The organism is Oceanospirillum beijerinckii DSM 7166 (genome assembly GCF_000422425.1).
Lineage (GTDB): Bacteria > Pseudomonadota > Gammaproteobacteria > Pseudomonadales > Halomonadaceae > Oceanospirillum > Oceanospirillum beijerinckii.
This window is the reverse complement of the sequence record NZ_AULT01000077.1, coordinates 1-11031: the sequence shown is the minus strand read 5'-3', so window position 1 is coordinate 11031 and position 11031 is coordinate 1. Positions and strand designations below refer to the sequence as shown.

Here is an 11031-nt window from a genome sequence, read left to right as displayed (position 1 = left end):
CTTGTTCTTGATAATCTTGTGACTTTTCCAAGATCATCCCGACAAGCACCCACACGAATTATCTGACTAAATTTTTAAAGAGCTTGTTGAGACAAGCGCTTAACTTGCTCAACCGAGGCGACGAATTTTACAGCATTCAAACCTCTTGTCAACAGTGATTTGAAATTTATTTTCAAATCGTCTTTTTCAAAAATGTTAAAAACTTTTGAAAAATCAGACTGTTGCGGTGCTGTTCGAGGTCTTACCCCGTGACAGCGAGGGCGTATTATACGCACGGAAGACCAAAGCACAACCCCTATTTTCACTTTTTTGTAAAAAAGTTTCAGAACAGACTTTGCGGTAAGCTAAAACACTTGGCAAACACCACTAAAATACACAAGCCTGCGAAAGCAAGAGGTAGCAACCTAACGGGGTAAGAACAAGCATAGAATAGGCGACACAATTTTGCGTAAAAAAGAAAAAGACTGGAGACTGGAGACTGGAGACTGGAGACTGGAGACTGGAGACTGGAGACTGGAGACTGGAGACTGGAGACTGGAGACTGGAGGCAAAAGTCTTAGAAAGCAAAAAGCCCGAAGCAATTCTTACTGAATCACTTCGGGCCTTCACCTACAGCACGAACAACTCCCTCCCTCTGAGACCTGTCACGCTATCGATAAACTTTTACAACAACTTAGAAAGTATCACCTGGAATACGCAGGTTACCTTCCATAATCACGCGAGCACTACGACTCATTACTGCTTTCTTAGCAGTCCAGTCACCGTTCTCCTGCTGTTCAGCTGCAGCACCCACGCGCAAAGTACCAGATGGATGACCAAAGGTTACCGCTTCACGTTCACCACCACCGGCCGCCAGATTCACAAGCGTACCCGGCACAGCCGCTGCAGTCGCGATCGCTACGGAAGCCGTCCCCATCATGGCATGATGCAGCTTACCCATAGACAGCGCACGCACACAGACATCAATATCATCTGCCGAAATCTGCTTACCGCTAGACGCTTCATATGCCGTCGCCGGAGCCACAAAAGCGATCTTAGGCGTATGCTGACGCGCAACCGCTTCTTCGATATCAGAGATCAGCCCCATCTTCATAGCACCGTGAGCACGTACATGCTCAAACCAAGCCAAAACATCAGCATTACCGTTGATATCTTTCTGCAGCTCAGTACCGGTGTAACCGATATCTTCAGCATTAACAAAAATTGTTGGGATACCGGCATTAATCATAGTGGCCTGGTAAGTTGCTGCGGGCTTATCACCAAAAGCAGGCACTTCCAGCTCATCAACCAGATTGCCTGTTGGGAACATGGAGCCTTCGCCATCCGCCGGATCCATAAACTCAATAACAACTTCAGCAGCGGGGAAAGTTACACCATCCAGTTCAAAATCACCGGTTTCCTGTACTTCACCATTAGTGATTGGCACATGAGCGATAATGGTTTTCTTAATATTTTTCTGCCAGATACGTACAGTGCAGATACCATTTTCCGGGATACGCTCTGGATCAACCAGGCCACCACTAATGGCAAAAGCACCTACCGCTGCAGTCAGATTACCGCAGTTACCAGACCAATCAACAAATGCTTTATTGATCGCTACCTGACCAAACAGGTAATCCACATCATGGTCAGGCTGAGTACTCTTATCCAGAATCACGGTTTTAGACGTACTGGAAGTCGCCCCCCCCATACCATCGATCTGCTGACCGTATGGATCTGGACTACCAATCACACGCATCAGAATCTTATCCCTTGCTTCACCGGGCTCCTGCGCCACTTCAGGCAGATCCTGACGACGGAAGAAAACACCTTTACTGGTGCCGCCACGGAAATAGGTCGCTGGAATCTTAATTTGAGGTACGTGTGCCATATTTATGCTGTCCTGTATAACTGGGCGGTAAGTTGTTCTTAGTCGTTTTACCGCGATTCAGAAAACACTTAATGATATTGACGATAAACACCAAGATATTTGGTATTTCCGGACAAGATAATTAAGCACTCTCTCGCTATCTTTAAGCTGCTCGTTGAGTTGGTACTTCTATTTCATTACTTTTAATTCTTTGTCTTTGACAAGCTTTAAAGGCTTTCACCTAGCAGTGATACAAAAAAGAATCGACCCACTGTGCTGCACGATAAAAACACAGCGGATCGATTGGTAATCAGCCACACCAGGTGCGACTGATTAACACCGCTTAAGCGTTGCTTTGCAGGAAGTCTTTAGCAAACTTCTGCAGTACACCACCAGCTTTGTACACATGTACTTCAGCTGCGGTATCCAGACGACAAGTCACAGGTACTTCAACCTTCTCGCCGTTGGCGCGGTTGATGATCAGCGTCAGATCACAACGAGGAGAGATATCACCTTCGATGTCAAATGTCTCAGTACCATCAATAGCGTAAGTGTTGCGGGTATCGCCGTCTTTAAACTGAACCGGCAGTACACCCATACCCACCAGGTTAGTACGGTGGATACGCTCGAAACCTTCAGCAACGATGGTTTCAACGCCAGCCAGACGCACACCTTTCGCCGCCCAGTCGCGAGAAGAACCCTGACCGTAGTCAGCACCCGCAATAATAATCAGGTTCTGCTTACGCTCCATGTAGGTTTCAATCGCTTCCCACATACGGCTTTCAGTGCCTTCAGGCTCGATACGTGCCAGAGAGCCTTGTTTCACTTCACCGTTTTCATCACGAACCATTTCATTCAACAGTTTAGGGTTGGCGAAGGTGGCACGTTGTGCGGTCAGGTGGTCACCACGGTGAGTCGCGTAAGAGTTGAAGTCCTCTTCCGGCAGTCCCATTTTCGCGCAGTATTCACCAGCAGCAGAGTTGGCCTGAATCGCATTAGATGGCGACAGGTGGTCGGTGGTGATGTTGTCACCCAGTACCGCCAGTGGACGCATACCTTTCATGGTACGCTCACCTGCCAGTGCACCTTCCCAGTATGGAGGACGGCGGATATAGGTCGACATTGGACGCCAGTCGTACAGCGGGCTTTCCGCTCGCTCAATATCGCCCAGATTAAACATAGGAATGTAGATCTGGTTGAACTGCTCAGGCTTAACCGCCTTGGCTACGATTGCATCAATCTCTTCATCGGATGGCCACAGATCTTTCAGTGTGATCTCTTTACCATCAACAACCGCCAGTACATCCTGCTCGATATCAAAACGCACAGTACCTGCGATTGCGTAAGCCACAACCAGAGGAGGAGATGCCAGGAACGCTTGCTTAGCGTGCGGGTGGATACGACCGTCAAAGTTACGGTTACCGGACAGTACCGCCGTAGCGTATAGATCACGTTCAACCACTTCTTTCTCGATCACAGGATCCAGCGCACCGGACATACCGTTACAGGTTGTACAGGCGTACGCTACGATACCGAAGCCCAGTTTTTCCAGCTCAGACAGCAGACCCGCTTCTTCCAGGTACAATTTTGCAACTTTAGAACCTGGTGCAAAAGAGGTCTTAACCCAAGGCTTACGTACCAGGCCCAGTTCGTTGGCTTTCTTAGCCAACAGACCGGCAGCCACTACGTTGCGTGGGTTAGAGGTATTGGTACAAGAGGTGATCGCCGCGATAATTACCGCCCCATCCGGCATCAGGCCTTCTGCTTCTTCCGCTTTTGCAGCAGTCAGCATATCCTGACCTGCAATACCACGCTCGGTCAGCGCAGAGGTCGGCAGACGACGGTGCGGGTTAGAAGGGCCAGCCATGTTACGCACGACAGTCGACAGATCAAACTCCAGAACACGCTCGTATTCCGCATTCTCCAGATCCGTTGCCCACAGACCCGTTTCTTTCGCGTACTGCTCAACCAGAGCCACCTGCTCAGGCTCACGCCCAGTCAACTTCAGGTAGTCGATGGTTTGCTCATCAATATAGAACATACCCGCAGAGGCACCGTACTCAGGCGTCATATTAGACAGCGTCGCACGGTCACCGATAGACAGAGTCGAAGCACCTGGGCCGAAGAATTCCAGGTAAGCAGAAACCACTTTCTCGTTACGCAGGAATTCGGTCATCGCCAGTGCGATATCCGTGGCCGTTATACCTGGCTGACGCTCCCCAACAATCTTCACACCGACGATGTCTGGTAGGCGCATCATGGATGGCAGACCCAGCATTACGTTTTCGGCTTCCAGACCACCGACACCGATCGCGATCACACCCAGTGCATCAACGTGTGGCGTGTGAGAATCCGTCCCCACACAAGTATCTGGGTAAGCAATACCGTCGCGGTTTTGGATCACCGGAGACATCTTCTCCAGGTTAATCTGGTGCATAATACCGTTACCCGCTGGGATCACGTCTACGTTATCAAACGCAGTCTTACACCAGTCGATAAAGTGGAAACGGTCATCGTTACGACGATCTTCAATGGCACGGTTTTTCTCAAACGCATCCGGATCAAACCCCGGTGCTTCTACCGCCAGAGAGTGGTCAACGATCAGCTGAGTTGGTACAACCGGGTTAACCGCAGCCGGGTCACCACCTTGTTCAGCAATCGCATCACGCAGACCTGCCAGATCCACCAGTGCGGTCTGCCCCAGAATGTCGTGACAAACCACACGTGCAGGATACCAAGGAAAATCCAGGGTGCGCTCACGGTTGATCAGCTGTTTCAGGGAATCGGTCAGCGCCTCAGGCTCACAACGACGTACCAACTGCTCAGCCAGTACGCGAGAGGTATAAGGTAAAGTAGCATAAGAACCAGGCTTGATCGCTTCAACCGCCGCGCGGGTGTCAAAGTAATCCAGTGAAGTACCTGGTAGAGATTTACGAAATTCAGTGTTCATAGCTCGGGAACCCATTAAAAATGGCAGCAAAGACGACAGGCGTAAGCCGGAGGGCTGGTTCCTGTTGGCCTTTTCTGTAATTTATCGTCAGTCAGGCTAATCAGGTATTAGCATGGCTGCCGGAAGTCCGGCAGCCAGAATAAAAAAGGCAGGGGCTCAGGGCATTAGAGGCAAGTATCGTATCCGGCCCCGCCTTATAACTCAGTCGCGATCTTCGATAGCAACCCACTCCGCACTTTCCGGACCCGTGTAGTCAGCAGAAGGACGGATGATACGGTTGTTGGCACGCTGCTCCATGACGTGAGCAGTCCAACCGGATGCACGGGAACATACGAAGATTGGCGTAAACAGTTTCGTTGGAATATCCATAAAGTGGTAAGCGGATGCATGGAAGAAGTCTGCGTTACAGAACAGTTTCTTCTCACGCCACATAACCGCTTCAACACGCTCAGAAACCGCATACAGGTACTCATCACCTACCTGTTCAGACAGCTTCTTGGACCACTCTTTAATGATGGCGTTACGTGGATCAGACTCACGGTAGATCGCGTGACCGAAGCCCATGATCTTCTCTTTACGTTCCAACATACCCATGATCGCTTCTTCCGCTTCATCAGCAGAACGCCAGTTTTCGATCATCGCCATAGCTGCTTCGTTTGCACCACCGTGCAGAGGGCCTCGCAGAGAGCCGATCGCAGCGGTCACACAGCTGTGAATATCAGACAGCGTAGAAGCACAAACACGCGCAGTAAAGGTAGAGGCGTTAAACTCGTGCTCGGCGTATAGAATCAGAGAAGCGTGCATCACTTTAACGTGCAGTGGATCAGGCTTCTTGTCATGCAGAGTCCACAGAAACTGCTCAGCGATGGACTCAGCATCCGTTTCTACATTGATACGCTTACCGTTATGGCTGAAGTTGTACCAGTAGTTGATGATACCCGGGAAGATCGCCATCATACGATCGATATGATCAGTCTGCTCAGAGAAGTCTTTCTCTTCTTCCAGATTACCCAACATGGAGATACCGGTACGCATCACATCCATAGGGTGAGCATCAGCAGGGATCTGCTCCAGAACCACTTTCAGCGGCTCAGGCAGAGCACGCAGAGTCTTCAGCTTAGCCATATAAGCGTCTAACTCAGCCTGGTTAGGCAGTTTGCCGTAAGCTAACAGGTAGGATACTTCTTCAAACAGGGCTTTTTCAGCCAGTTCTTTCATATCATAACCACGATAGGTCAGACCTGCACCGGTTTTACCCACAGTACACAGTGCTGTTTCACCTGCAGATTGACCACGCAGACCTGCACCACTTAATTTCTTATCTACCATTACTATGCTCCTTTGCGACCGCTCAGAGTCAGATTCTTGTTATTAAACGTTCCAATCGATTCTTTAACTACACACCCCGCACAGAAAGCTTCTGCCGGGGTGATCAGTGTCTCTTACTTGTTTTTGCCTTCTGCAAACAGAGCGTCCAGCTTCTGCTCGAAGTCGTGGTAGTTCAGGAAATCATACAGTTCCATACGGGTCTGCATGGTATCCACTACCGCTTTTTGGTCACCGTCACGCAGCAGGGCTTCATAAACATTCAGCGCCGCTTTATTAGCCGCACGGAAGGCTGACAGAGGATATAACACCATTGTGGCACCATTTTCAGCCAGTTCTTTAGTATTAAATAGTGGCGTCGCACCGAATTCGGTGATGTTCGCCAGCAGGTGCGCACCATTGATGCCGTCGGAGAATGCCTTATAGTCATCCAGCGTGTGCACTGCTTCAGCGAAGATACCATCAGCACCGGCTTCCAGGCACGCTTGCGCACGTTCAACAGCCGCATTCAGACCTTCCATCTGGAACGCATCGGTACGCGCCATTACAAAGAAGTCGTCATCAGTTTTAGCATCAACCGCCGCTTTAACACGATCAACCATCTCTTGCAGAGATACGATCTCTTTGTTTGGACGGTGACCACAACGCTTTTGGGCAACCTGGTCTTCAATATGAACCGCAGCAGCACCCGCCTTGATCATCTCTTTAACGGTACGGGAGATATTGAATGCGCCACCCCAACCGGTGTCGATATCCACCATCAGAGGCGTTTCAACCGCACTGGTGATACGACTGACATCCGCCAGTACGTCATTCATAGAAGTCATACCCAGATCAGGCAGACCGTAGGAGTGGTTTGCAACACCGCCACCGGACAGGTAAATCGCCTTGTGACCTACACGTTCCGCCATCATGGCGTGGTAGGCGTTGGTAGTACCAACAATTTGAAGTGGATTTGTTTCGGCCAGTGCCTTACGGAAACGTGCACCCGCAGTCAGCTTAGTCATGGGTTATTCCTTCTTAGGGTTGTTCTGCCTTATATTCGCGCAGTCGTTGTTCTACATTTTTACGCGAGGCACTGATATGCCTGCGCATTAGCATCTCAGCCAGCTCCTCATCCCTCTGCTCGATGGCATCCACAATTCGGTGGTGCTCTTCAAACGCCCTTTTCGGACGTGAACTTGAGGCGCTGAACTGATAGCGATACATGCGGACCAGATGATAAAGCTCACCACATAACAGCTCGGTCAGCTTTTCATTTTTACTTCCGAGTACAATGCGGAAGTGAAAGTCCAAATCACCTTCTTTCTGGTAGTACGCCACACCTTCCTGCAGTTCTGCCGCTTCTTCGTGTCGCTGCAGCAGCTCTTTTAAACCCTGGATCTCTTCTTCTGTCATGTTGCGTGCCGCCAGACGACAGGCCATGCCTTCCATCGCTTCACGCACATCATAGATATCCAAGAGTTCTTCAAAAGAAAGTGAAACTACCCGCGCACCCACATGGGGTATGCGCTTGATCAGACGGCGGCCTTCCAGGCGACGGATCGCCTCACGCAGAGGTCCCCGACTGATACCGTACTCTTTCGCCAATCCCGGCTCGGTAATCTTACTGCCCGGCGGTATATCACCTTTTACGATCGCAGTTTGAATCTGCTCAAACACCCGATCAGCGAGGGTACGGGTCTCACCCTCTTCGTATGCATACGGAACGTCTGACATAGTCATGTGTTCTTCTTATTAATTGTCGACAATCTTCTAGATGCAGTGAACTGTAGACACTCTACTGAAAATCGTCAAGCTGAACCAAAGTATAATTTGTCTACAATCTTGAACAGACCACAGACTAATCTTTTATTTTTTATTTAAAAATCAAACAGATATCAAGAAAGACAAATCAAGACCGATGAGTCACAATCTATAGATTGTCGACGATCTGTCATCTGGGTTTCATAAATTGCTGACACTTCTTTCCATGATATCGGCAATTCGGGAAGGTTTTTGGAACGGTAGAGAGTGATCACACCCCACCACTTCGACGTACTGCCAGTCATCAAAACGGTCTTGTTGCAACTGGTGACACTCCTTCATGGTCTCCAGGCTTTTCTTACCAACAAAACTGATTACCCGCTGCTGAGCCTCTAGCAAAGCATCACGATCTAAACGCTGTACGGCATCGGTCACCGCATCCAGCGCATAGGAAAAACCCAGCACACGGTTTTTCAGCCTATGTACGGTAGCATGCTCCACACGCTGAGATTTGGAACGACGAGGTGAAATCTGATCCAGAAACCGTGTAATACCAGTTTCCGGCTCCGGCAGATCACGCATCATGGCTGCGGCCTGGGAATAGGTTTCCCGCACCTGACGCATCTCTTCCAGATCCACACGTTCCATAAAAGCGGGCTCTAATAGATAGGTATTCACAAAAGCTGACGGACGACGCTGCTTCAGCAACATAGCCGTTAAACCACCAAAGGAGTAACCCGCCAGATCCATCTCAAACCAACCCAGGTGATCCAGCAGTGCCTGTACATCGTCGACAACGTCTTCTATAACAAAAGCGCTATCTTGTGCTTCGACCACATCTGAGCCTTGCTTATGCGCTAAAGGAACACCTAAACCTTGATTATGTTCTAAAGGAACACTGCGCCCCATCCCTCTAAGATCTGGCACCAGCACCTCGCTCCAGCTATGTAGATGGTGCAGGGTCGGCTCCCAAGTAAAACCACCATCTACACCTGCACCGTGCAGCATCAACATACGCCGACCGCTATGGCAGTGAGGATTGCGATAGATACGATAAAAGATCTGATAACCGTCGGTTGGCAAGTGTCCGGTCTGACACTGGTAATGTTCTGCCATAATCATTCCTAGTTCTGTCTGCAGTGCTTTCTAATGGAATTCTTTCTAGTTATAGACTTACTGAGGTCTGAAAAAGGGGAAACCCTCGGCCATATCAGTAAGATTCGTAACAGTAAAAGTGAAATTACCTATTAAGACAAGCAGTTGCCGAGGTCATTATCACGGGATAGTTACAGAGATATCAGCAGGAAAGATAGGCTACTAAAGTAAAAGCCGTTAGAATATGGCGTTTTTCCGAGCCGTTGCGTTTCTATCCCTATGCTATCGATTAAAATCACAACACTGCCTTTTAAGGCAGGTAGCGAATATTTCCAGCAGGTGCGTCATCTTCCTTACCCTGTGCTGCTGGACAGCGGACAACCCAAGAGTCCCTCCGGGCGTTATGACATCGTCGCGGCAGATCCCATACAGCTGATTAATAGCCAGCAGCTGGCTGATCGCTCAACACTGGACTATCTGCAGCAGCAACTGAATAAATTGTGCCCGGAATCTCTACCAGAGACGGAACTGCCCTTTACAGGTGGCTTTATTGGCAGCTTAAGTTATGACCTAGGACGTGAACTGGAAAAACTACCAGAGCAGGCCCAGGATGATACTCACTTCCCTGATCTGATTGGTGGCATCTATCTATGGGCCATTGTTGTGGATCATCAACAACAAACGGCTTATCTGGTTGCTCCAGTGCAGCAGCTGGATGAGCTGGAACAGTTAGTTCAAGCAACATCTGAAACAGAGATACAAACCAACGGCTTTAAGCTTAGCAAACCCTTTACGCCGAACCTGAGCCGTGAAGAATACTGCCAGCGCTTTGAGCAGATTATCGACTATATCCGGGCCGGTGATTGTTATCAGATCAACTTTACCCAACGTTTTAGTGCCGAGATCACTGGGGATAGCTGGCTGGCTTACCTGCAGATGCGCCAAGCCACGCCTGCACCTTTCAGTGCTTATCTGGATTTTGGTGATTACAAGGTGCTGAGTGTTTCACCGGAACGCTTCCTGAAACTGGATCAGGGTCAGGTTGAAACCAAACCGATTAAAGGTACCGCACCAAGACATTCAGACCCAGAGCAGGATAATGCTATCGCCGAAGAACTTCAGGCCAGCATTAAGAACCGCGCTGAGAACCTGATGATTGTCGACCTGCTGCGCAATGACTTAAGCCGCGCCTGCCAACCCGGCAGTGTTAAGGTGCCTCATCTGTTTGCGTTAGAAAGCTATGCTAATGTGCATCACTTAGTCAGCACCGTCACCGGTCAGCTCAATTCAGATAAAAGTGCCATCGATCTGTTAAAAGCCAGCTTCCCTGGCGGTTCCATTACTGGCGCACCTAAGATCCGGGCGATGGAGATTATCGACGAGCTGGAACCGACCCGCCGGGGCATCTATTGCGGCTCTGTGGCTTATATCGATTTTCGTGGCCAGATGGATAGCAGTATTACCATCCGTACTATTCAGGAAAGCCCTCTGACTACAACAGGCTCTGCGGATGAAGCAGAAAACAAAACAGAAAGAGAAGGGAAAGCTGCATACCCAAAAGCACGCCGACTGGATTGCAGTGCCGGTGGAGGTATTGTGTATGACTCAGAGGCAAATAGTGAATACGAAGAGACACTGCACAAGGTCGGCAAAATAATCTGCTCACTACAGCCTGACTTTCTGGAGCAGTTCTAAACTTTGTTAACGCTTATCAGCAGCCACAACGTTATGGCTGCTGCTAAGCACCTGAGCATAAATATTTCTATCATCTCCGACCAGTGGCCGGAGATGATAAGGGGATAAATGTCGAAAAACTTCTGTGTAGGTGCTTAGAGGCTATCTATAGCTCTATGTTACTGCTGTTTTCTTATATCTGCGGGTTGACTGTTTGACGCTCTGTAAGGATAAACTTCGCCATCAGCGCCCAAACATTTTCAAAAAGGTGATTATCAGTTTGCACCTTCATTATTGCCTAGCAGCCTGTCGGACTTAAGCTGTCAATAGGCTTAAAAATCAGAAAAAATTGCGATTTATGCAGGGATATTCCTATTTTTTGAGAATATCC

Annotated in this window: 7 protein-coding genes; 1 reads left to right on the top strand and 6 read right to left on the bottom strand. The window is 49.2% G+C overall.

The genetic code is table 11. The annotated features are described in order from the left end of the window. Positions 1-673: 673 nt before the first annotated feature. From prpF to H579_RS0117990, 6 genes are all read right to left on the bottom strand, one after another. Positions 674-1870, bottom strand: a complete 1197-nt coding sequence (gene prpF / locus H579_RS0118015; protein WP_028301834.1) for a 2-methylaconitate cis-trans isomerase PrpF — start codon at positions 1868-1870, stop codon at positions 674-676. Between the two features lie 322 nt (positions 1871-2192). Next, positions 2193-4799, bottom strand: a complete 2607-nt coding sequence (acnD, locus tag H579_RS0118010) for a Fe/S-dependent 2-methylisocitrate dehydratase AcnD (RefSeq protein WP_028301833.1) — start codon at positions 4797-4799, stop codon at positions 2193-2195. Between the two features lie 201 nt (positions 4800-5000). Next, a complete protein-coding gene (gene prpC, locus H579_RS0118005) occupies positions 5001-6128 on the bottom strand; it encodes a bifunctional 2-methylcitrate synthase/citrate synthase (RefSeq protein ID WP_028301832.1) in 1128 nt (375 codons plus the stop codon). A 113-nt stretch (positions 6129-6241) separates the two neighbouring features. Beyond that, a complete protein-coding gene (gene prpB, locus H579_RS0118000) occupies positions 6242-7132 on the bottom strand; it encodes a methylisocitrate lyase (protein WP_028301831.1) in 891 nt (296 codons plus the stop codon). 13 nt (positions 7133-7145) lie between these two features. After that, the gene (locus tag H579_RS0117995; protein WP_028301830.1) at positions 7146-7850 is read right to left on the bottom strand and encodes a GntR family transcriptional regulator; all 705 of its coding nucleotides are present in this window, start codon (positions 7848-7850) and stop codon (positions 7146-7148) included. A gap of 222 nt (positions 7851-8072) precedes the next feature. Then, on the bottom strand, positions 8073-8987 hold the full coding sequence (locus H579_RS0117990; protein ID WP_157834653.1) for an alpha/beta fold hydrolase: 915 nt from the start codon (positions 8985-8987) through the stop codon (positions 8073-8075). Between the two features lie 258 nt (positions 8988-9245). On the opposite strand from H579_RS0117990, the gene pabB reads away from it, so the two are divergent. Further along, the gene (gene pabB, locus H579_RS0117985) at positions 9246-10661 is read left to right on the top strand and encodes an aminodeoxychorismate synthase component I (RefSeq protein ID WP_028301828.1); all 1416 of its coding nucleotides are present in this window, start codon (positions 9246-9248) and stop codon (positions 10659-10661) included. The last annotated feature ends 370 nt before the right edge of the window (positions 10662-11031 follow it).

Bases quoted from the DNA above. Each gene is read 5' to 3' on its own strand.
- prpF (WP_028301834.1), bottom strand. From the start codon at position 1,870: ATGGCACACGTACCTCAAATTAAGATTCCAGCGACCTATTTCCGTGGC.
- H579_RS0117995 (WP_028301830.1), bottom strand. From the start codon at position 7,850: ATGACTATGTCAGACGTTCCGTATGCATACGAAGAGGGTGAGACCCGT.
- pabB (WP_028301828.1), top strand. From the start codon at position 9,246: ATGCTATCGATTAAAATCACAACACTGCCTTTTAAGGCAGGTAGCGAA.
- prpB (WP_028301831.1), bottom strand. From the start codon at position 7,132: ATGACTAAGCTGACTGCGGGTGCACGTTTCCGTAAGGCACTGGCCGAA.
- prpC (WP_028301832.1), bottom strand. From the start codon at position 6,128: ATGGTAGATAAGAAATTAAGTGGTGCAGGTCTGCGTGGTCAATCTGCA.
- H579_RS0117990 (WP_157834653.1), bottom strand. From the start codon at position 8,987: ATGGCAGAACATTACCAGTGTCAGACCGGACACTTGCCAACCGACGGT.
- acnD (WP_028301833.1), bottom strand. From the start codon at position 4,799: ATGAACACTGAATTTCGTAAATCTCTACCAGGTACTTCACTGGATTAC.